The organism is Sphaerisporangium fuscum (genome assembly GCF_018531465.1).
In the GTDB taxonomy this organism is placed as follows: domain Bacteria; phylum Actinomycetota; class Actinomycetes; order Streptosporangiales; family Streptosporangiaceae; genus Sphaerisporangium; species Sphaerisporangium fuscum.
The window spans coordinates 82,988-102,650 of sequence record NZ_JAHDTF010000022.1 but is presented as its reverse complement, the minus strand read 5'-3'; the positions used below and the strand labels follow the sequence as shown (position 1 = coordinate 102,650).

The window sequence follows — 19,663 nt, the reverse complement described above, 5'->3', positions numbered from 1 at the left end:
CGGGATGACGTCCGGGAGCGTGGCGAGGGAGATCCTCATCGAGAACGCGGCGGTCGCGCCGGTGGCGGGCCCGGAGATCGGGCGCGGCTACGTCCACCTCAGGGACGGCCGGATCGTGGCGCTCGGCGAAGGGCCCGCGCCGTCCGTGCCGGGGGCCACCACGATCGACGGGCGCGGCTGCCTCGCGACGCCGGGCCTGGTGAACACCCACCACCACCTCTACCAGTGGGCCTCCCAGGGCGTCGCCCAGGACGCCACCCTGTTCGAGTGGCTGACCGCGCTCTACCGGGTGTGGGCCGCCATGGACGCCGAGGTCGTCCAGGGGGCGGCCACCGCCGGGCTCGCGTGGCTGGCCCTGTCGGGCTGCACCACGACCGCCGACCACCACTACGTCTTCCCCAAGGGCCGCGGCGATCTGTTCGCCGCCGAGATCGAGGCCGCCCGAGCCCTCGGCCTGCGCTTCCACCCGTGCCGCGGCTCCATGGACCGGGGCGCCTCGCAGGGCGGCCTGCCGCCCGACGAGGTCGTGGAGACCCTGGAGGACATCCTCGCCGCCACGGCCGACGCCGTCGACACCTACCACGACCCCTCGCCGGACTCCAGGCTGCGGATCGCGGTCGCGCCCTGCTCGCCGTTCTCCGTCAGCGAGGAGCTGATGACCGAGGCCGCCGCGCTGGCCCGCGACAAGGGCGTACGCCTGCACACCCACCTGTCGGAGACCCTCGACGAGGAGGAGCACTGCCTCGCCCAGATGGGGTGCACCCCGGTCGAGTACATGGACAAGCTCGGCTGGCTCGGCCCCGACGTCTGGGTCGCCCACGCCGTCCACCTGCACGACCGCGACATCCGGCGCTTCGCCGCCACCGGCACCGGCACGGCCCACTGCCCGAGCTCCAACGGACGCCTCGGGGCGGGCATCGCGCGGGTGTCGGAGATGCTGCGGGCCGGCGCGATCGTCGGGCTGGGCGTGGACGGCGCCGCCTCCAGCGAGCTCACGCCGCAGGCCGGCGAGATGCGGCAGGCCGTGCTCTTCCAGCGCGCCAGGTACGGCCCGGGGGCGCTGACGGCCCGGCAGGCGCTGGAGATGGCGACCCTCAGCGGGGCCCGATGCCTCGGACGCCAGGACGAGATCGGCTCCCTGGAGCCCGGCAAGCTGGCCGACATCGTGCTGTGGCGCGTCGACGGCTTCGCCGCCGCCGTCGACGACCCGGTCGCCGCGCTGGTCTTCGGCGGCACGCTCCCGGTGGCCCGCGTGCTCGTCGGCGGCGAGACCCTGGTGGAGGACGGCGAGCTGCGCACCGTCCCCCAGGACGTCGCCGCGCGCGCCGGAGCGGACGCCCACCGCCGCCTCACCCGCCTGGCCGCCGAGAGGGGCTTGTAGTGCATTCAGGACATGTGCTGGTCGCGCCGGACAAGTTCAAGGGCTCGCTCGGGGCGGTCGAGGTCGCGGCCCGGGTCGCGGCGGGCCTGCGGGCCGCCCGGCCGGAGGTCCCGGTCGTGACCATGCCGGTCGCCGACGGCGGTGACGGCACCGTGGAGGCGGCCGTCGCCTGCGGCTTCCAGCGGGCCGAGGCCGTCGTCGGCGGGCCGACGGGTGAGCCGGTCACCGCCGCCTACGGCCTGCGGGACGGCGTCGCGATCGTCGAGCTCGCCGAGGCGTCCGGCCTGCACCGGCTCCCCCGAGGGCGGCTCGCGCCCCTGACCGCCGGCAGCCGTGGCACGGGCGAGCTGATCGCGGCGGCGCTGCGTCACGGCGTACGGCGGCTGGTGCTCGGCCTCGGCGGCAGCGCCTGCACCGACGGCGGCGCGGGCATGGCGCGGGCCCTCGGCGTACGGCTGCTGGACGCCCGCGGCGAGGAGCTGCCCCCCGGAGGGGGCGCGCTGACCCGCCTGCACGCCCTGGACCTGTCCGGTTTCACGCGGCCCGAGGGCGTGGAGTTCGTCGTGGCCGGCGACGTGGACAACCCGCTGCTCGGCCCCGAGGGCGCGGCGGCGGTGTACGGGCCGCAGAAGGGCGCGGGCCCGGCCGAGGTGGCCCACCTGGAGGAGGGGCTCACCCGCTGGGCCGACGTCGTCGAGCGCGAACTGGGGGTACGGGTGCGCGACGACCCCGGCGCGGGGGCGGCGGGCGGCGTCGGCTTCGCCGCCATGGCCTTCCTGGGCGCCGAGACCAGGCCCGGCATCGGCCTGCTGCTCGACCTGCTGGGTTTCGAGGAGCGGCTCTCCGGGGCGCGGCTGGTGGTCACGGGGGAGGGCTCCCTGGACGAGCAGACCCTGCGCGGCAAGGCCCCCGCCGGGGTCGCGGCCGCCGCGGCGCGGGCGGGGGTGCCGGTCGTCGCGGTGTGCGGCCGGCGCGCCCTGACCGACGGACGGCTCCGCGCGGCCGGCATCCGGGCGGCGTACGCCCTGACCGACATCGAACCGGACACCCGCCGCTGCATGACCGAGGCCGGCCCGCTCCTGGAACGCCTCGCCGCCGCCCTCGCCGCCGGACAGCTGCCCGGCCCGGCCGCCACGGCGCCCGCCGAACACCACCCCGCGTGATGGCCACGCCGGTTCCGGGACCGGGAGGGCGGTGCCGATGAGCGACTTCGATCTGGTCGTCCGGTCACGGCGGGTCGTGCTGCCCGGGGAGGAGCGGCCGCTGGCCGTGGCCGTACGGGACGGGGTGATCGTCGCGCTGCTGCCGTACGACGACCCCGCGCCCGCGGCCGAGCAGGCCGACCTGGGCGAGGTCTGCCTGCTGCCCGGGCTGGTCGACACCCACGTGCACGTCAACGAGCCCGGACGCGGCGAGTGGGAGGGGTTCGCGACGGCCACCAGGGCGGCGGCCGCCGGAGGAGTGACCACGATCGTCGACATGCCGCTCAACTCCCTGCCGCCCACCGTCCACCCCGCCGCGCTCGCCGCCAAGCGGGCGGCGGCGGCCGGCCGGTGCGCGGTCGACGTGGGCTTCTGGGGCGGCGCGGTCCCGGGGAACCTCGCCGAGCTGCGCCCGCTGCACGAGGCCGGGGTGTACGGCTTCAAGTGCTTCCTGTCGCCGTCGGGCGTGGAGGAGTTCCCGCCGCTGGACGGTGAGGGCCTGCGGGCCGCGATGCGCGAGCTGGCCGCCTTCGACGGGCTCATGCTGGTGCACGCCGAGGACCCCGCCCTGCTCACCGACCCCCTCGGCCCGACATATCCGCAGTTCCTCGACTCTCGTCCGGGGGAGGCCGAACGCCGGGCGGTCGAACGCGTGATCGCCGCCGCGCGCGAGACCGGCGCGCGGGCCCACATCCTCCACGTGTCCTCCGCCGACTGCCTGGAGCCGCTGGAGGCCGCCCGGCGCGACGGCGTGCGGATCACCGCAGAGACCTGCCCCCACTACCTGACCATCACCGCCGAGCAGGTGCGCGGCACGGAGTTCAAGTGCTGCCCGCCCATCAGGGACGCCGGCAACCGCGACCGCCTGTGGGAGGGCCTGGCGGCCGGGGTGCTGAGCTGCGTCGTCTCCGACCACTCGCCCTCCACCCCCGACCTGAAGGTCCCCGACTTCGCCGCGGCCTGGGGCGGCATCTCCTCACTGCAGGTCGGCCTGCCCGCCGTGTGGACCGAGGCCCGCTCACGCGGCCACGGGCTCACCCATCTGGCCGAGTGGATGTCCGCCGCGCCCGCCGCGCTGGCCGGCCTGCCCGCCAAAGGGGCCGTCGAGCCCGGCCGGGACGCCGACCTGGTCGCCTTCGACGACGCGGCCGAGTTCACCGTGGACGCCGCGCGCCTGCTCCACCGCAACCCCGTGACCGCCTACCACGGCCGCACGCTGACGGGCGTCGTCCGCGCCACCTGGCTGCGCGGCCGGCCCGTCACCGGCACCGTCCCCCCTTTCGGGGAACTGCTGTGACTCCCGGCCGTCCTTCCCCCGCCCGCCCGACCCGCCCCGGAGGCGCCGGTGAAAGACCTCTCCCGACTCCCCGACCTCGCGCTGCGCACCTACGGCGGCTCGGTCGTCGCCGCCAGCGACGAGGCGTTCGCCGAACGCCAGGCGCTGATCAGGCCCGGCCCGCCGGCGTTCCAGCCGGGGACGTTCGGGGCGCGGGGCCAGGTGTACGACGGCTGGGAGACGCGGCGGCGGCGCGGCCCCGGCCACGACTGGGCGATCGTCCGGCTCGGCATGCCGGGGATCGTCCGCCGCGTGGTGGTGGACACCGCGTGGTTCACCGGCAACTACCCGCCCTTCGCCTCGGTGGAGGCGTGCCGGGCCGAGGGGTACCCCTCGGTGGACGAGTTGGGCCGGGCCGACTGGGTGGAGATCGTGCCGAGCAGCCCGCTCACGGGTGATGCCCGGCACGAGTTCGACGTCGCCGGGGACCGCGGCTTCACCCACGTGCGGCTGAACATCTTCCCCGACGGCGGCGTCGCGCGGCTGCGCGTCCACGGAGAGGTGACGCCCGACCTCGGCCTGTACGAGGGGATGACGATGGACCTCGCCGCACTGGAGAACGGCGCCCTGGTCACCGCCTGCTCCGACGAGTTCTACTCCTCGCCGTCCAACGTCATCGCACCCGGGCTGCCCCGCCACCAGGCCGAGGGCTGGGAGACCGCGCGACGGCGCGACGGCGGCAACGACTGGCTGATCGTACGGCTGGCCGTGCCCGGCGTCGTACGCCTCGCCGAGCTCGACACCGCCAACCTGGTCTACAACGCCCCGGGAGCCGCCTCGCTGACCGGCGCCCGCATCCGCGACGACCGGCCGGAGCGGGACGCCGAATGGTTCGAGCTGCTGCCCCGCACGAGGCTGCAGCCCGACACCCGCCACCGCTTCCGCCTGCCCGGCGACCGGGTGGCCACCCACGTGCGCCTCGACATCCACCCCGACGGCGGCCTCGGCCGGCTCCGCCTGCTCGGCACGCCGGCCGTGTGAGCGGCGGCCTCAGTGCCAGATCGTGATGCGGGTGCCCTGAGGGGCCTGGCCGGAGGGGTTCTCGGCGACGACGGCCCCCGAGCCCGCGATGCGCCGCACGCGGACCCGGAAGCCGGCCGTCTGCAGCTCGGAGACGGCGTCCTTGACGTTCTTGAACATCACGTTGGGGATGGCGACCAGGGCCTGGCCCGGCTGGACGTTGCCGGTGCCGTCGTCCTGGCGCTCCCACGGCCAGTGGAAGCCGGTGTCCGGGCCCTTGGAGCAGGTCAGCTGGACACCCTGACCGGCGGTGACCTCGGCCTGGGCGGGCGGGTTCTGCGCGATCACCGTGCCGGGCTGGGCGTTGTCGGTCTGCTGCACGACGCTGACGTTGAACCCCTTCTGCTGCAGGACCCCCTGCGCCTGGTCGCACAGCATCTCGCTGACGTCGGGCATCACCAGCCCGGCGCTCAGCACGATGCTGACCTTGGCGCCCTCCTTGAGCTTGGAGCCGACCATGGGGCTCGTGCGGATCACCAGCCCCCGCTGCACGGTGCTGTCGGGCACGCGGGTGACCGAGCCGGGGGTCAGGCCGGCCTCGGAGATCTTGGCCCGGGCGTCGGCCTCGCTGAGGTTCACGACGTTGGGCACCGCGATCCGGACCGGACCGGCCGAGGGGACGAGCGTGATGAGCGCCCCGCTGAGGACGTCCGCCCCGGCGGCGGGCTCGGTGCGCAGCACCTTGTCCTCCTCGACCCGCTTGTCGTTCTCGGCGGGGCCGATCTTGACGGCGAAGCCTCTCTGCTCGGCCTCCGCCTTGGCGATCTGGACGCTCTTGCCGAGAAGGTCGGGCACCTTGACGTAGCGCCCCTGGGAGAACCACCAGCCGGTGACGGCGACGCCCGCGATCATCACCACGGCCAGCCCGACGAGGAACCAGGTGGACCGCAGACCGGCGAAGCCGCCCCGCTTGCGCGGCGCGGACGTGGCCGGGGAGGTCAGCATCTCGGTGTGCGAGTGGATGAGCGTCGCGTTGGCCGGCGGGACCTCCGCCCGGTGGACGACGGTCGGCGAGGCCGCCGACACCGGCCCGGTCATCGCGGGTCGCGCCCCGCTGTCGCGCGGAGAGGCGGGCAGCACGCGGTGGGCCTCGACGGCCGCGACGAGCAGCGCCGTCGCGTCGGCCGGCCGGCGGGCCGGGTCGCGGTCGGTCGCCGAGAGCACCAGCGCGTCGAGCTGCGGCGGGATCTCCGGCACCAGCACCGACGGGGCGGGCACCCTGTCGTGCACGTGCCGGTAGGCCACCGACATGGGGTTCTCGCCCTCGTAGGGCTGCCGGCCGGTCAGCAGCTCGAACAGCATCACGCCGGCGGCGTACACGTCGCTGCGCGCGTCCATCACCCCGGCGGTCACCTGCTCGGGCGACATGTAGCCGATCGTGCCGATCATGACGCCGGTCTTGGTCTGGTGACCGCCCTCGATGGCGCGGGCCAGTCCGAAGTCGACGACCTTCACCCGGCCGTCGGCGGTGAGCAGGACGTTCTCGGGCTTGACGTCGCGGTGCACCATGCCCGCCTGGTGGGCGGCGCCGAGGGCCGCCAGCACCGGGATCATGATCTCCAGCGCCTCACGGGCGGGCAGCCGGCCACGCTCGCGCAGCACGTCGCGCAGGGTGCGCCCCGGGACGTACTCCATCGACAGGTAGACGTGGTCGCCGTCGGTCCCCTGGTCGAAGACGTGGACCACGTTGGGGTGCGACAGGCTCGCGACGGACTTCGCCTCGCCGATGAACCGCCGCACGAAGTCGGGGTCCTCGGCGAGGGAGCGGTGCATGACCTTCAGGGCCACCGTGCGGTCGAGCCGGATGTCCATGGCCAGGTAGACGGTGGCCATCCCGCCCCTGGCGACCCGGGACTCAACGCGATAGCGCCTGTCCAGCAGCCGCCCTACAAGGGGGTCCGTAACCGTCGTGTCCACGGGAGTGAGTTTACGGGCGGTTTGCCGGGGGGAGGGCAAGCACATCCCAAACCGATGCCGACATATTTTCCCGTCTGGAAGGGGCTCATGGCCGTCTGACACCCGGCGTGATCGCCGGTGAGGAGGCCTCAGCGTACCGCCGACGAGGAATACGTCCAGCAAGGCGCGCCATACGGCCCGCCGTCACCGCCTGTTTCATCGCCGTCGCCATCAGCCCCGGCCTGCGGGCCCGCGTCACCGCGCTGGCCAGCAGGACCGCGTCGCACCCGAGCTCCATCGCCAGCGCGGCGTCGCTCGCCGTGCCGATGCCCGCGTCGAGGATCACCGGTACCCCCGCCGCCTCGACGATCAGCTCGATGTTGTGCGGGTTGCGGATGCCGAGCCCGGAGCCGATGGGCGCGCCGAGCGGCATGACGGCCGCGCAGCCCGCCTGCTCCAGCCGCCTGGCCAGCGCGGGATCGTCGCCGATGTAGGGGAGCACCACGAACCCGTCGGCCACCAGCCGCTCGGCGGCGTCGAAGGTCTCGATCGGGTCGGGCAGCAGTGTCCGCTCGTCGCTGATCACCTCGAGCTTCACCCACGGCGTGCCGAGCGCCTCGCGGGCCAGGCGCGCGGTCAGCACCGCCTCCCCGGCGGTGTAGCAGCCGGCCGTGTTGGGCAGCACCTTGACGCCCCGCCGGCGCAGCACGTCGAGCACCGACCCCTTCGCGGCCGGGTCCAGCCGCCGCATCGCCACGGTGGTGATCTCCGTGCCGGACGCCTCCAGCGCCTCGTCGAGCACCTCCAGCGACGGGGCGCCTCCGGTGCCCATGATCAGGCGAGAGGAGAACTTCTCCCCGCCGATGACCAGGACGTCGTCGCCGTACGGCGTCTCCGTGTCGTGCGCGTCATCCGCGTAGGTCTCAGCCACCCTGCACCGCCGTCAGCACCTCGATGCGGTCGTTCTCGCCGAGCGTGGTGGACCCCCACAGGCCCCGCCGCACGACCTCGTCGTTCAGGGCGACCGCGACCCCGGCGGCGGCCGGGGTCAGCGTCTCGACGGCCTGCGCGACCGTCGCCCCGGCGGGCAGGTCGCGGGGGGAACCATTGATGATCACTATCATCGCGTCTCCGGGGCGGCCGCCTGCCGGGCGGGACGCCCCGCACCTCCTTCGTCCATGTGTGCGCCGGCCTGCCGGCCGTGGCGGAACCGCAGCGGCGAGCAGATCTCGCCGACGGGGGGATCGCCGGGCAGGCCCGGCGAATGATCGGGGACCGGGTCCGCGGGGGAGCGGTCGAGCTCGGCGGCGACGAAGTCGGCCGTCAGCGGGGACAGCAGGACGCCGCCGCGATGGTGCCCGGTGGCCAGCAGCAGGCCCTCCATGGCGGACCGCCCGATGACGGGAAGGTTGTCGGGGGTGCCCGGGCGCAGCCCGGCCCGGACGTCGGCCACCTCGAGCTCGGTGATCCCGGGCACGAGCTCCCGCGCGTCGCGCAGCAGCTCCCACAGCCCTCCGGCGGTGACCCGGGTGTCGAACCCCATCTCCTCCTGGGTGGCGCCCAGCACGATCTCGCCGTCGCCGCGCGGCACGAGGTAGGCGCTGGACCCGTGGACGACACCGCGCACGCAGCGCCCGAGGAACCCCGGGGCGCCGCGCAGCCGCATGATCTGGCCCTTGACCGGCCGCACCGGCGGAAGCACCTCCGGGGGCACGCCTTCCAGCGAGCCGGACCAGGCTCCGGCGGCCAGCACCACCCGGTCCGCCCCGATCGTCCCGCCCCGCGCCGGTCGCACTCCCCGCACCGCCCCGCCCTCGACGGCCAGCCCGGTGACGCGGTCGGCCACCACGGTCACGCCGCGGGCCTCCAGCGCGGCGAGCAGGGCCGCCGAGACGCGCCGGGGGTCCACCCAGGCGTCGCCCGCCGCGAGGACGCCGCCGCGGACCGAGGGCGCCAGCATGGGCTCGGCACGGCGGCACTCGCGGCCGGTCAGCCGTTCGACGGGGAGCGCGAGCTTCTCCATGAAGTCGGCCATCTCGCCGAGCGCCGCCAGGTCGTCGGCGCCGAACGCCACGTCCAGCGTGCCGTGGGCGCGGTAGTCGACGTCCTGCCCGGCCTCCCGGGACAGTTCGGCGGCGAAGGCGGGCCAGCGGGCCAGCGAGGCGAGGCCGAGGCGCAGCAGGGGCTCCTCGGTGTAGGTGACCTCGCTGACCGGGGCGAGCATGCCCGCCGCCGCGTGCGAGGCGCCCGAACCGGGGGCCGGGTCGACGACGGTGACGGTGTGTCCCCGCCGGGCCGCCCGCCACGCCACCGACAGCCCGACGACGCCACCGCCCACCACGACCACGTTCACGACAGGTCCCGCTCCCTTCGCCGGCATGATCCGGATCAGGTCTCTGGCGGTCGAGGGCCGTTAGCCCTCCTCTCAGCCCGGTCTCGCCGGACTCCCGCGCGCTGACGCAACAAGCCTATTCCTGCCCTCGTACGTGTTGCGCACCCCCTTGAGTGCTTTCATCACTGCGCGTATGGGGAAGTGAGCCAATTTGTTACCCAATCGCCGTTGGCGAGTTACCGGGCGCGGCGCTTAGGGTCAGGTTGTGAATCATGTCGTGGTGGTGGGAGCCGGCCTCGCCGGCGTGCGGAGTGTCGAGGCGCTGCGAGCGCGCGGCTATCGAGGGCACATCACGCTGATCGGCGATGAGGGCCATCGCCCCTACGATCGTCCGCCGCTGTCCAAGGCCGTCCTGCTGGGCGACCTCGACTCGACGATCGTCGACTCCGACCTCGGCGCGCTCGAGGTCGACCTGCGCACCAGCGTCTCGGCCAAGGGCCTGCGCGAGGGCGTCCTTTCGACCACCGAGGGCGAGGTGGAGTACGACGGCCTGGTCATCGCCACCGGAGCCTCGCCCATCAGGCTGCGGGGCGAGGGCGAGCAGCACGTCCTGCGCACCATCGACGACGCGTTGACCCTGCGCTCCCTGCTCGTCCCCAAGGCCCGCGTCGTGATCGTCGGGGCCGGCTGGATCGGCGCCGAGGTCGCCACGGCCGCCCGTCGCGCGGGATGCGACGTCACCGTCGTCGAGGCCGCCTCCGCGCCGCTCGCCGCCGCGATCGGCCCCGAGGTGGGCGGGCACACCGTCCCCTGGTACGCCGAGGCGGGCATCGACCTGCGGCTCGGCACCATGGTCGGCTCGGTCGACCCGGGCGGGCTGACGATGATGGACGGCTCCTGGCTGCCCGCCGACGTGGTGGTGACGGGCATCGGCGTGCGCCCCGCCGTCGGATGGCTCGCCGGCTCCGGGATCGAGCTCGACAACGGCGTCGTGGTCGACGAGCACCTGCGGACGTCCATGGACCGCGTGGTCGCGGTGGGCGACTGCGCCAACTGGTGGTCGCCCCGCTTCGGCCGGCGCATGCGGGTCGAACACTGGGACACCGCGCTCAACGCCCCCGAGACCGCGGTGGCCACCCTTCTCGGGGAGACGGCCGTGTACGATCCTGTTCCCTACTTCTGGTCGGAGCAGTTCGGCCACATGCTGCAGTACGCCGGGCATCACGAGGGGGCCAGGCGCGTGCCGCGCGGCGACCCTGCCACCGACCCCAAGTGGGCCGTCTGCTGGGTCACCGACGACGACCGGCTGGCGGCGATCTTCACGGTCGACCGCCCCCGTGACCTGGTCCAGGGCCGTCGTATCGTCCAGGGCGGGCAAAGGCTCGACGTGGATCGCGTCAGCGACCCCTCGATACCCTTGCGCGACTGCTTGTGACCCCCTCTGGGGTGTTTGAGAAGAGGTACGACGTGGTAGTTGTGGTTCCGTGACGCTTTCTGTTGCACAGATCGACCGGGAAACCGACCAGTTGGTGGGGGAATGGCTCCCCCTCTCCGAAGTGGGCAGGCGGTTCGGGCTCAGCACCGGGCGCGCCAAGCAGCTCCTCAAGGACAAGAAGCTCATCGGCGTCCGCAGGGGAGGCCCCGAGCCGGAGGTCCCCGCGGCGTTCGTCGCCGGAGACGACGTGGTGAAGGGACTTCCCGGCACTTTGACCGTACTGTCGGACGCGGGCTACGACGACGTCGAGGCCCTGCGGTGGCTCTTCACCGCCGACGACTCCCTGCCGGGGGCGCCGATCGACGCGATCGTCGCGGGCCGGCACACCGAGGTGAAGAGGCGTGCCCAGGCGCTCGCTTTCTGACACCAGGCTCTATCTCTGCACCGACGGGCGTCGCCGTCAGGGCGACCTCGAACAGTTCCTCGACGCCGTCCTCGCGGGTGGCGTGGACATCGTCCAGTTGCGCGAGAAGGGCCTGGAGGCCCGTGAGGAGCTCGCCCTGCTGGAGGTGTTCCGCGCCGCCTGCGACAGGCACGGAGCCCTGCTCGCGGTCAACGACAGGGCCGACGTCGCCTACGCCGCGCGCCCCGACATCCTCCACCTCGGGCAGGACGACCTGCCCGTGGCCGTCGCCCGGGAGATCCTCGGGCCGGAGATCCTGATCGGGCGGTCCACCCACAGCGACGCCGAGGCGTCGTCGGCGGCGGTGGAGCCGGGCGTCGACTACTTCTGCTGCGGGCCCGTCTGGCCGACGCCCACCAAGCCGGGGCGGTACGCGCCGGGGCCGGGCCTGCTGAAGCACGCGGCCTCGCTGGCCGCCGACCGGCCGTGGTTCGGCATCGGCGGCATCGACCTGGGCAACCTCGAGGAGGTCATGTCGTACGGCGTGACGCGGGTCGTGGTCGTCCGGGCGATCACCGAGGCCGAGGACCCGGGCGCGGCGGCCGCCGAGTTCGCGCGTCGCCTGGCCGTCCGGTCCTGACCCCGGGCGGCCCGGCCGTCAGCTGCGGCGTGAGGTGGCGGCCACCGCGAGCTCCACGAGGGCGTCGCGGGCCTCGGCCGTGATCGGCGCGCGCTCCAGGGAGTTCAGCGCGTCGTCGAGATAGCGCTTGATCATTTCCTCGCTCGCCGCCAGCGCGCCGGTCTCCTCGATGATCTCGCGGAGCCGCTTCACGCCGTCCGCGTCCAGCTCGGGATCCCCGAGCAGCCGGCGCACGTCGGCGGCCTGGCTCTCGGACGCGGCGGCGAGCGTGCGCGCGACCAGCATCGTGCGCTTGCCCTCGCGCAGGTCGTCGCCGGCGGGCTTGCCCGTCTCGGCCGGGTCGCCGAAGACGCCGAGCACGTCGTCGCGCAGCTGGAAGGCGATGCCGACCTTCTGCCCGTACTCCACGCACAACCGGTCGATCCACGGCTGCGGGCGGCGCGTCGCCAGCAGCAGGCCGAGACGGAGCGGCTGCTCGACGGAGTACTTGCCGCTCTTGTGCAGGGCCACCCGCAGCGCGCTGTCGAAGGTGCTCTCCCCGTGCGCCTGCTCCAGCAGATCAAGATACTGACCACACATCAGCTCGGTCCGCATGAGGTCGTGAACATGTTCGGCCGCGGCCAGGGCGTCCGCGGGCAGGCCGCTGGTGCGCCACATCTCGCCCGACCACACCAGCAGGAGGCTGCCCAGCAGGACCGCCGCCCCCTCGCCGAACTGCGCCGCCGAGCCCTGCCACCCCGACTCCTCGTGCAGCGCCTGGAAGCGCCGGTGCACCGAGGGCCGGCCGCGCCGCAGATCGCTGGCGTCCATCACGTCGTCGTGGATCAATGCGCTGGCCTGCAGCAACTCCAGCGACGCCGCCGCGTTGAAGATCGCCGGCTCCTCACCTCCGCCGCCCGCGCGCCAGCCCCAGTAGCAGAACGCCGGACGCAGCCGCTTGCCGCCCGCCAGGAACTCCGCGACCGCGTCGAGCAGGGGGGCGAGCTCGGGCCCGCTGACCAGTGGACGCTGCCGGTCGAGGAACACCCGCAGGCTGCGGTCCACCTCGGACCGGATGGCTGCCGACTGCGCGAAGGATGTGGTCATGCTTTGAGATTAACGGCCCCCTGCTGAAGTTCTGATTCCCTCCCCTGCACCTCGGGGGCGCTCGGCGTGGGACGGCCGTACGGGCGGCGGCGGGGGACGGGCGGCGCCGGCGCGGGCTGGGGAACCGCTGGAGCGGCGCTCGAGCCGGCCGGGTTCAGCACTTTGATCACGGGTGGACCGGCGATCGGCCCTGTAGCCTTGTGCCATGGCTCTGGGTCGACCTTCAATCCTGCCCGACCGCGTCCCCACGGTGCGAGAGCTCCTCGCCTCCGGGGGCCGGTCGTTCTCTTTCGAGTTCTTCCCCCCGAAGACCGATGCCGGGGAGCGGCAGTTGTGGCGCGCGATCCGCGAGCTGGAGGCGCTGCGTCCCACGTTCGTCTCGGTCACCTACGGCGCCGGCGGCTCCACGCGCGACCGCACCGTCGAGATCGTCGAGCGGCTCGCCCACGAGACCACGCTCACGCCGGTGGCGCACTTCACGGCCGTCGACCACTCGGTGCGCGAGCTGCGTCACCTGATCGGCCGGTTCGCGGGCGCGGGCGTGCGCAACATCCTCGCCGTGCGCGGTGACCCGCCGGGCGGCGATCCGCTGGCCGAGTGGGTGCAGCACCCCGAGGGCGTGCTCTACGCCGAGGACCTCGTGCGCCTGATCCGCCAGGCCGGCGACTTCTGCGTCGGCGTGGCCGCCTTCCCCTACCGGCATCCGCGGTCGCAGTCAGTGGAGTCCGATACCGATTACTTCGTGCAGAAGTGCCGGGCCGGGGCCGACTACGCCATCACGCAGATGTTCTTCCGCGCGGAGGACTACCTCCGGCTGCGCGACCGGGTGGCGGCCAAGGGCTGTGACACGCCGATCATCCCGGGCATCATGCCCGTGACCCAGATGAGCACGATGGCGCGGTCGGAGCAGCTCTCGGGTGCGCCGTTCCCGCCGGAGGTGGCCGCGCGCTTCGAGGCCGTGGCCGACGACCCCGCGGCGGTGCGGCGCCTCGGCATCGAGCACGCCGCCGAGCTGTGCCAGACGCTGCTCGACGAGGGCGCGCCCGGCATCCACTTCATCACCTTCAACAACTCCAGCGCGACCCGCGAGGTCTTCCAGGCCCTCACTCCCGAGCCGGTGGCCGCCACCGCCCGCTGAGCCGTACCACAGGCGCCCGCCGGCCACGGTGCCCGGCGGGCGCCCGCGTCCGCGCCGTGACGCCGCGCCGAACACCGGTGACAGCGGCGGCCGTACGAGAAGTGGTCAGCCCTGTTGCTGGGGCGGCTGCTGCTGCCAGCCCGGAGCCGGAGGCTGGGGCGGTTGCTGCTGCCAGCCGGAGCCGGGAGGCTGCTGCTGCCAGCCGGGCGCGGGCTGCTGCCAGCCCTGGCCCTGGGGCGGCTGCCAGCCGGGTGCCGCCGACTGCGTCTGGATCCGCTTGGCGACGACGCCCCAGATCAGCAGGCCGATGCCGATGGTGTTGAAGATCGCGAACAGCAGGCCCGACAGCGTGATCAGCGGTCCCCGGGCGCTGTAGCCGCCGGATGTGAGCAGGTACGGGAGCGCGAGGGCGCGCACAGCCTCCAGCAGGGCCGTGAGCAGGAGCACGATGCAGCCGATCATGCCGAGCGTGGCACCGGAGCCGTGCTCGCGTTTGGCTCTCGCGGTGAGCACGATTCCGACGATCAGCACAATGAGCGTCGGGAGGTAATAGAGAATGTTCAAGATCATCGACATCACCATGAGACCCCCATATCCCCTGCCATCGGGAGCGATCGGTTCCGGCCTTCCCCGTGGATCATCGCGACCGACCGTACTGCATCGGCGGCGACTGGTGTAGAACGCGGGAGATTTCGGGGGCCGGTCGCGGACGTCCGGTACGTGGGTGACCGTTGTCGCTCAGCCGGGTTCGTCCCTACGGCAGCGGGCGGAGGGGGAGGGGGGCGCCGACGATGGCGTAGTGCTCGTATCCCCCGGGGAACACGTACATGCTCATCAGGTCGACGAAACCGAGGCGGCGGTACAGGTGACGGGCGGCCGTCGGCCGGTCGTGGGTGGACAGCACGGCGGTACGCTCCGGCCTGCCCTCACACAGGCCCTGGACGAGGCGGCGCCCGATGCCCCTGCCCTGGTGACTCGGCGCCACGTGGATCTCGGCGATCTCCAGGGTGTTCGAGAACCAGTCGTCGGCCGCCGCCGGGCCGGATCGTTCCGCGAGGGCCCGGCGCACGACGTCGTGCCACCACTGGCCCGGGGCGCCGTGGAAGGCGTACCCGAAGCCGGCCGGCTCGCCCGCCGGCGTCTCGGCGAGCAGGCAGGCGAAGTCCGGAAATGTCGCGTGATTGCGCATGATGCTCTGCCGTCCGGCGATCTGGTCGGACGGAGGGTGCATCGCCGCCGTGTAGACGTCCATCACGGTGCCGAGCGACTCCACGAACTCCTCGGGACTGACACGCCGCAGTTCGATCACTTCTCGCAGACTAGTGCCACTTCAGTAATCTTTTGCCCTGTTTGCGCCGTGATGATGGCTGATCCTCGCCGTCGGCGAGAGATGTCCAGATCCTGCCCGCCGGGACGGGTTACTCGACCTCGACCGGAGTGCCGCCGGTGATGCGCACGAGCTCGTCGAACGTGGTGGGGAAGACCGTGTGGGCGTGGCCCGCGGCCGCCCAGACCACCTCGTGCTTGCCGAGCCAGGTGTCGACCAGCGTGCGGATCGGCGCGGGGTGGCCGATCGGCGCGACGCCGCCGATGGTCTGACCCGTCGCCGCCTTCACGAACTCGGGGGTGGCCCGCTTGACCTTGGAGACTCCCACCACCTCGGCGATCAGGCGGGTGTCCACCCGGTGGGCGCCGCTGGTCAGCACCAGCAACGGCTCGCCGTCGGCGTCGAAGATCAGGCTGTTGGCGATCGCGCCGACCTCGCAGCCGACCTGGGCGGCGGCGGTGACGGCGGTGGGGGCGGGGTCGGTCAGGACGACGACCTCGCCGGTCGCGCCGGCCTCGCGGAGGGCGTCGGTCACCTTGACCACGCTGGGATGCAACTTTTCTGCCACGCGGCCACTCTAAACAGATTGACCGACATCGGCGATCGATTACATCTGCGTGACCGAGCGGAGCCGGACGTGACCGGTGCGCTAGTGTCCGTCATTCAATCATGGTGCTCGCGAAGGAGAGTTTTGACATGGGGGTTGGAAGGCGGCTCGCCGCCGCGGCGGTCCTGACCGCCGGGGCCGTGCTCGTCTCTGGCGGTCTGGCGGCCGGGCAGGGCGGGTCCGCGGCCGGGACAGGCGCCGCCGCGGGTCGCGCGTACGCTCAGGCGGTCACGATCCACGCCACGCCGGTCAGCCGGGCCGTGGCACTGAAGAAGTTCGTCGCGCCGCACGGCACCCTCAAGCTGGGGGCCAAGGGCGTGGCGGTCAAGGACCTGCAGACGAGGCTGCAGGAGCTCGGGTACGTCCCGGGCAAGATCGACGCGAGGTACGGCGGGGCGACGCAGACCGCCGTCTGGGCGTTCCAGAAGGTCCAGGGCATCACGCCGTCGAGCACGCTCACCGCCCGCACCTGGCGGGCGCTGGAGAACCCCAAGGCGCCCACCGTGCTGGTGCCGAACGGCAAGCCCGACCGTGTCGAGGTCAACCTCACCAAGCAGATCGCCGTGCTCTACAGGGGCGGCGAGGTCAGGCTGATCACCCACATCTCCTCGGGCAGCGGCATCCCCTACTGCGAGACCGCCACCTGGCAGGGCAAGACGCAGAGGTTCTGCGGCTCGGCGCGGACGCCGACCGGCGACTACAAGACCACCTGGCGGCGGTCGGGCTGGCACACGTCCTACCTCGGCCGGCTGTACAACCCGATCTTCTTCAACGGCGGCATCGCGCTGCACGGCGCGCTCTCGGTGCCGCTGTACCCCGCCTCCCACGGGTGCGTGCGGCTGCCCATGCACGTCTCCCAGATCCTGCCGGGCCTGCTCGGCACGGGAGTCCCCGTCCACGTCAGGGGTGCCTTCCACCGCTGACCCCAGCACAGCCGATCGAAGGCCGCGGTCCCCGGGACCGCGGCCTTCGCCGTTCGAGCTGACAGTCATGATCGAACGAATGTTCGTGTCATCCTTGACAAGCAGAACGATCGAATTTATGTTCGACATGGTGAGGGTCAGGACTCGCGGCCTGCCCCTCACCACCCGGCTGGGGAGTGTCGTCGGCGGCGGCCTTCCCGCGCGGACCAACGGCCGGGCGGGGAGAGGGGAAGCTCCTCGTCCGGCCCCGAGCGAGCACCACACCGGCACGAGCGCGGCACAGACGCAAAGAGCACATCGAGACGGCGCGAGGACCGGGGCGAGCCACCGCGGAACGCGGAGCGGCGGGGCCCCGAGGCGCGGCGATGGCCCCGGGTAGCGCGGTCGGCGAGATGGGAGCGCCACCACCACATCCACCGAACACGGCTGGCCAAGGGGTCGGAGCACCCGCGGCACCACCAGCGGTGCCGGGGCGAGGAGCGAGGGAGCGCATCCGAGTGACCAAGACCAGCGGACCACCGGAATTGTCGGTGGCGTCTGCGACTGTGTTATCACCGGCGGTCACCGCCGGAGCCATGACCCCAAGGAGGGTGGCATGACTCGAGAGTCCGGAGAAGGTCCCCGGGTTTCACAGACCGTGCGCGCGCACCTGACCGACGCGCACTCCTTCCTGGCGGACGCCGCAGCGGCCCGCACCCCTGCGGAGCGTTACGTCTCGGCGCATCTGGCGGCCCTGCGCGCGGCCGCCGCGATCCTCGCGGCCCTGCCCCGCCCGATGGACGGCCGCAGGCGGCGGCTGCGCAGCGCATGGGAGCTCCTGCCCGAGGCGGAGCCGAGGCTCGCCCAGTGGGCGGTCTACTTCGCCGAGAGCGCCCGCAAGCGGGCGGCGGCCGAGGCCGGCATGGTCCGCGTGGTCTCCGCGCGGGACGCCGAAGAGCTCATCGCCGAGGCCGACACCTTCGTCGGCGTCGTGGAGGACATCCTCGGTGTCCCCGGCCAGTCCGCCCTGCCGGTGAAGGCCCCTCTGGCCGGATGAGCCCGCTCAGTCCTGCGCCAGCCACAGGTCGGGGCCGAACACCTCGTAGTGGATGTCGGAGGACGGCACGCCGCGCCCGGCCAGCTGCGACCGCACGGCGCGCATGAAGGGCAGCGGCCCGCAAAGGTAGACCTGCACGCCGTCCGGCAGGTCGAGGCCGGTCAGGTCCGCCTGGCCGCTGTTCGCGGGCGCGCCGGCGCCGTCGCACCCCTCCTCGTACCACCGGTGCAGACCGGCACCGGGCAGGGCGGCCACCAGCCGTTCCAGCTCCTCGCGGTGGGCGTGGCAGGCGGGGGAGCGGTCGGCGTGGACCACGGTGACCCGCCGGGTGGAGCCGGTCGCCGCGAGGTGGTCGACCATCGACAGCATGGGCGTGACGCCGATTCCCGCCGAGACCAGGAGCAACGGGGTGTCGCCGGGGCGCAGGACGAGGTCGCCGAACGGCGCCGAAACCGTCAGCACGTCGCCCGGCACGACGTCCTCGTACAGCCGGTTGGAGACCTCGCCGTCCGGGGTGTCGCCGCCGCGCACCCGCTTGACGGTGATCCGCCAGTCGCCCCGCTCCGGAGCGCACGACAGGCTGTACTGCCGGATCTGCCGCGCCCCGTCGGGCAACGGGACCACCACGCTGACGTACTGGCCCGGCAGGAACGACGCCGGAACGGAAGGACGCAGGACGAGCGAGACCACGTCCGGGGTCTCGGCCCGCCGCTCGATCACCGTCGCCGTGATCCAGTCCGTCTTCGCGTCGCGGCGGAGCACCGCCTCACGGCCGATGAGCTCGCCGGCCATCAGCCAGTACACCTCGTCCCAGGCCTGCGCCACGTCGGGGGTGACGGCGTCGCCGAGCACGTCGGCGATGGCGGCGAAGAGGTACTTGTGCACGATCACGTACTGATCGCTGGTCACGTTCAGCGAGGCGTGCTTGTGCGCGATCCGGTCCAGCATCGTGGCGGGCCGGGCCTGCGGGGTCTGGACGAGCGTGGCGGCGAAGGCGGCGATCGAGCCGGCCAGGGCCCTGCGCTGCTCGCCGTTGGCCTGGTTGCCGCGGTTGAACAGGTCGCGCAGCAGCTCAGGGTTGTCGGTGAACATCATCGAGTAGAAGCGGGCGGTGATGTCGTCGATGTTGGCGCCGATCACGGCCAGTGTGGCGCGGACGGTCGCGGCCGACTCGGGGGAGAGCACGTGAGAAGCCTCCTTTAATCAGTAAGTGATCTTCATATTTAACGGGTCGTTGAAACGGTTCCGTCGGTGCCCGTGGTCAGCCGCGGACGGGTGCGGTGAGGCCGAGGAGGACGGGCCCGGCCGGAGAGGCGACCAGGTCGTCGACGGTGACGCGGTCCAGTGCGGCGTAGAACGCCTGCTGCGCTCCTCGCAGCGCGCCGCGCAGCCGGCAGGCGGCCCGCAGGGGGCAGGGGGCCTCACCTTCGCAGGTGACGACCTCCTCCTCGCCCTCCAGTTCGCGGACCAGCCAACCCAGCGACGCCGTGCGGCCGAACGAAGTGACTTCCAGGCCTCCGCCCCGCCCCCGGCGCGCGTCCACCACCCCGAGGTGCTGGAGTCGCGCGATGGCCTTGGCGGTGTGGGTGTAGGGGATGTTCATGGCCTCGGCCACCTGCTTGGTGGTGAGGCTCGCCCCCGGCTCGGCGACCGCCAGTCGCATGGTCACCCGCAGGGCCAGGTCGGTGAACTTCGTCAGTCGCACGCCTCGACGGTACCAAAACTGGAATGTTGGATGCACATTATGTGAGCAAGATAACCCCGCGTCCACCTCGGAAGACGTGGGCGGGAAAGCGAGTGCGGATGCCGGGCGATCGGGCGCCTGAGCGGCCTCCGAGGCGTCGCGGGGCGACCTGGGGACGGATCGGAACTCCCTGCATCCCGGCCGACGACCACCGACG

General features: G+C 73.1%; 20 protein-coding genes and 1 riboswitch. Of the genes, 10 read left to right on the top strand and 10 right to left on the bottom strand.

The window, feature by feature from the left end; translation table 11 throughout:
* Positions 1-4: 4 nt before the first annotated feature.
* From KIK05_RS27125 to alc, 4 genes are read left to right on the top strand one after another with little or no spacing between them, the layout of a single operon-like run.
* Positions 5-1,381, top strand: coding sequence for an 8-oxoguanine deaminase (locus tag KIK05_RS27125; RefSeq protein WP_214413676.1), 1,377 nt, complete (start codon positions 5-7; stop codon positions 1,379-1,381).
* On the top strand, positions 1,381-2,544 hold the full coding sequence (locus tag KIK05_RS27120; protein WP_308250138.1) for a glycerate kinase: 1,164 nt from the start codon (positions 1,381-1,383) through the stop codon (positions 2,542-2,544). The genes KIK05_RS27125 and KIK05_RS27120 overlap by 1 nt, the downstream gene beginning before the upstream one ends.
* Before the next feature lie 37 nt (positions 2,545-2,581).
* The gene (allB, locus tag KIK05_RS27115) at positions 2,582-3,880 is read left to right on the top strand and encodes an allantoinase AllB (protein ID WP_214413675.1); all 1,299 of its coding nucleotides are present in this window, start codon (positions 2,582-2,584) and stop codon (positions 3,878-3,880) included.
* 48 nt (positions 3,881-3,928) lie between these two features.
* Complete coding sequence (alc, locus tag KIK05_RS27110; RefSeq protein ID WP_214413674.1) at positions 3,929-4,900, top strand: allantoicase; 972 nt, start codon at positions 3,929-3,931, stop codon at positions 4,898-4,900.
* A 9-nt stretch (positions 4,901-4,909) separates the two neighbouring features.
* On the opposite strand, the gene pknB is transcribed toward alc, so the two are convergent.
* The 4 genes from pknB to thiO all read right to left on the bottom strand — a co-directional run bounded on the left by pknB (position 4,910) and on the right by thiO (position 9,215).
* Positions 4,910-6,856, bottom strand: coding sequence for a Stk1 family PASTA domain-containing Ser/Thr kinase (gene pknB / locus KIK05_RS27105; RefSeq protein WP_214413673.1), 1,947 nt, complete (start codon positions 6,854-6,856; stop codon positions 4,910-4,912).
* Positions 6,857-6,941: 85 nt separating this feature from the next.
* Positions 6,942-7,667 carry a thiazole synthase gene (locus KIK05_RS27100; protein WP_214413766.1) on the bottom strand — a complete coding sequence of 242 codons (726 nt, stop codon included), beginning with the start codon at positions 7,665-7,667 and terminating at the stop codon, positions 6,942-6,944.
* Positions 7,668-7,758: 91 nt separating this feature from the next.
* The gene (thiS, locus tag KIK05_RS27095) at positions 7,759-7,959 is read right to left on the bottom strand and encodes a sulfur carrier protein ThiS (RefSeq protein WP_214413672.1); all 201 of its coding nucleotides are present in this window, start codon (positions 7,957-7,959) and stop codon (positions 7,759-7,761) included.
* Entirely contained in the window at positions 7,956-9,215 is a 1,260-nt protein-coding gene (thiO, locus tag KIK05_RS27090) for a glycine oxidase ThiO (protein ID WP_214413671.1), read from the bottom strand. The genes thiS and thiO overlap by 4 nt, the downstream gene beginning before the upstream one ends.
* Positions 9,184-9,296: riboswitch (TPP riboswitch) on the bottom strand. Its footprint overlaps the gene before it by 32 nt.
* A gap of 136 nt (positions 9,297-9,432) precedes the next feature.
* Here thiO and KIK05_RS27085 point away from each other — a divergent pair.
* Genes KIK05_RS27085 through thiE form a run of 3 tightly spaced genes read left to right on the top strand, consistent with a single transcriptional unit; the run spans position 9,433 to position 11,645 of the window.
* On the top strand, positions 9,433-10,602 hold the full coding sequence (locus KIK05_RS27085) for an NAD(P)/FAD-dependent oxidoreductase (protein ID WP_214413670.1): 1,170 nt from the start codon (positions 9,433-9,435) through the stop codon (positions 10,600-10,602).
* A 49-nt stretch (positions 10,603-10,651) separates the two neighbouring features.
* On the top strand, positions 10,652-11,026 hold the full coding sequence (locus KIK05_RS27080; protein WP_214413669.1) for an Rv2175c family DNA-binding protein: 375 nt from the start codon (positions 10,652-10,654) through the stop codon (positions 11,024-11,026).
* Complete coding sequence (gene thiE, locus KIK05_RS27075; RefSeq protein WP_214413668.1) at positions 11,004-11,645, top strand: thiamine phosphate synthase; 642 nt, start codon at positions 11,004-11,006, stop codon at positions 11,643-11,645. The genes KIK05_RS27080 and thiE overlap by 23 nt, the downstream gene beginning before the upstream one ends.
* An 18-nt stretch (positions 11,646-11,663) precedes the next feature.
* Here thiE and KIK05_RS27070 read toward each other — a convergent pair whose 3' ends face one another.
* Positions 11,664-12,731, bottom strand: coding sequence for a polyprenyl synthetase family protein (locus KIK05_RS27070; protein WP_214413667.1), 1,068 nt, complete (start codon positions 12,729-12,731; stop codon positions 11,664-11,666).
* A gap of 205 nt (positions 12,732-12,936) precedes the next feature.
* On the opposite strand from KIK05_RS27070, the gene metF reads away from it, so the two are divergent.
* Positions 12,937-13,869 carry a methylenetetrahydrofolate reductase [NAD(P)H] gene (gene metF, locus KIK05_RS27065; protein WP_214413666.1) on the top strand — a complete coding sequence of 311 codons (933 nt, stop codon included), beginning with the start codon at positions 12,937-12,939 and terminating at the stop codon, positions 13,867-13,869.
* A 105-nt stretch (positions 13,870-13,974) separates the two neighbouring features.
* Here metF and KIK05_RS27060 read toward each other — a convergent pair whose 3' ends face one another.
* The 3 genes from KIK05_RS27060 to KIK05_RS27050 form a co-directional block, all read right to left on the bottom strand.
* On the bottom strand, positions 13,975-14,439 hold the full coding sequence (locus KIK05_RS27060) for a hypothetical protein (protein WP_214413665.1): 465 nt from the start codon (positions 14,437-14,439) through the stop codon (positions 13,975-13,977).
* A 184-nt stretch (positions 14,440-14,623) separates the two neighbouring features.
* Entirely contained in the window at positions 14,624-15,178 is a 555-nt protein-coding gene (locus KIK05_RS27055; protein ID WP_308250135.1) for a GNAT family N-acetyltransferase, read from the bottom strand.
* Positions 15,179-15,287: 109 nt separating this feature from the next.
* Entirely contained in the window at positions 15,288-15,764 is a 477-nt protein-coding gene (locus KIK05_RS27050; protein ID WP_308250134.1) for a YbaK/EbsC family protein, read from the bottom strand.
* A gap of 128 nt (positions 15,765-15,892) precedes the next feature.
* Here KIK05_RS27050 and KIK05_RS27045 point away from each other — a divergent pair, with 128 nt between their 5' ends.
* The gene (locus KIK05_RS27045; protein WP_214413664.1) at positions 15,893-16,726 is read left to right on the top strand and encodes a L,D-transpeptidase family protein; all 834 of its coding nucleotides are present in this window, start codon (positions 15,893-15,895) and stop codon (positions 16,724-16,726) included.
* Positions 16,727-17,321: 595 nt separating this feature from the next.
* Positions 17,322-17,762, top strand: coding sequence for an SAV_6107 family HEPN domain-containing protein (locus KIK05_RS27040; RefSeq protein ID WP_214413663.1), 441 nt, complete (start codon positions 17,322-17,324; stop codon positions 17,760-17,762).
* Between the two features lie 6 nt (positions 17,763-17,768).
* Here the strand turns inward: KIK05_RS27040 and KIK05_RS27035 are convergent, their stop codons facing one another.
* Positions 17,769-18,947, bottom strand: a complete 1,179-nt coding sequence (locus tag KIK05_RS27035; protein WP_214413662.1) for a globin domain-containing protein — start codon at positions 18,945-18,947, stop codon at positions 17,769-17,771.
* 76 nt (positions 18,948-19,023) lie between these two features.
* Positions 19,024-19,467: an RrF2 family transcriptional regulator gene (locus KIK05_RS27030; protein WP_214413661.1), complete on the bottom strand. Its 444-nt coding sequence runs from the start codon at positions 19,465-19,467 to the stop codon at positions 19,024-19,026.
* Positions 19,468-19,663 lie beyond the last annotated feature (196 nt).

Bases quoted from the DNA above. Each gene is read 5' to 3' on its own strand.
- KIK05_RS27125 (WP_214413676.1), top strand. From the start codon at position 5: ATGACGTCCGGGAGCGTGGCGAGGGAGATCCTCATCGAGAACGCGGCG.
- allB (WP_214413675.1), top strand. From the start codon at position 2,582: ATGAGCGACTTCGATCTGGTCGTCCGGTCACGGCGGGTCGTGCTGCCC.
- KIK05_RS27100 (WP_214413766.1), bottom strand. From the start codon at position 7,667: ATGGGCACCGGAGGCGCCCCGTCGCTGGAGGTGCTCGACGAGGCGCTG.
- thiS (WP_214413672.1), bottom strand. From the start codon at position 7,959: ATGATAGTGATCATCAATGGTTCCCCCCGCGACCTGCCCGCCGGGGCG.
- thiO (WP_214413671.1), bottom strand. From the start codon at position 9,215: ATGCCGGCGAAGGGAGCGGGACCTGTCGTGAACGTGGTCGTGGTGGGC.
- KIK05_RS27070 (WP_214413667.1), bottom strand. From the start codon at position 12,731: ATGACCACATCCTTCGCGCAGTCGGCAGCCATCCGGTCCGAGGTGGAC.
- metF (WP_214413666.1), top strand. From the start codon at position 12,937: ATGGCTCTGGGTCGACCTTCAATCCTGCCCGACCGCGTCCCCACGGTG.
- KIK05_RS27060 (WP_214413665.1), bottom strand. From the start codon at position 14,439: ATGATCTTGAACATTCTCTATTACCTCCCGACGCTCATTGTGCTGATC.
- KIK05_RS27045 (WP_214413664.1), top strand. From the start codon at position 15,893: ATGGGGGTTGGAAGGCGGCTCGCCGCCGCGGCGGTCCTGACCGCCGGG.
- KIK05_RS27040 (WP_214413663.1), top strand. From the start codon at position 17,322: ATGACTCGAGAGTCCGGAGAAGGTCCCCGGGTTTCACAGACCGTGCGC.